This window comes from Photobacterium piscicola (genome assembly GCF_900166965.1).
Lineage (GTDB): Bacteria > Pseudomonadota > Gammaproteobacteria > Enterobacterales > Vibrionaceae > Photobacterium > Photobacterium piscicola.
In genome coordinates, this window is sequence record NZ_FUZI01000065.1 from 1 (window position 1) to 543 (window position 543).

Sequence of the window (543 nt, forward strand, 5' to 3'; positions counted from 1 at the left end):
TTCAACGGGTGTTATTCAAGGTATTATTCCTAACTCAGAACTAGCAGCATCAACTGCACCGTTTGGTCTTGTATTCAGCCACATGTTCAACCCAACAGTAGGTAACATTGTTACACTGGCAGCAGTTATCGCATGTATCGGCTCACTACTTGGCTGGCAGTTCACTAACGCCCAAGTTTCTAAAGCCGCGGCTGATGAAGGTCTATTCCCTAAAATCTTTGCTAAAACAAACAAAGCAGGTGTGCCAATTGCAGGTATGTTAATCATGCTTGCGGCTGAGATTCTACTAGCAGTAATGACTATCTCTCCTAACTTGATCAGTCAGTTCAACGCACTATTGAACCTAGCCGTATTCATTAACATGGTACCTTACATCCTATCGATGACTGGCCTTGAAGTACTACTTCGCAAGAACATGGTATCTCAAAAGCAATACCGTCTTGGTGCAACCGTGGGTACATTAGCGGTTCTATACAGCATCTACGGTGTGTACGCTTGTGGTGCGACAGCCGTATTCGGCGGTACTATCCTGACACTGCTTGG

1 protein-coding gene is annotated in these 543 nt (G+C 45.1%); it reads left to right on the top strand.

Annotation, left to right across the window (positions count from 1 at the left end; all coding sequences use genetic code 11):
- Nucleotides 1-543: amino acid permease (locus CZ809_RS20985; RefSeq protein ID WP_144396235.1), on the top strand; the 543-nt coding region annotated here is incomplete at both ends.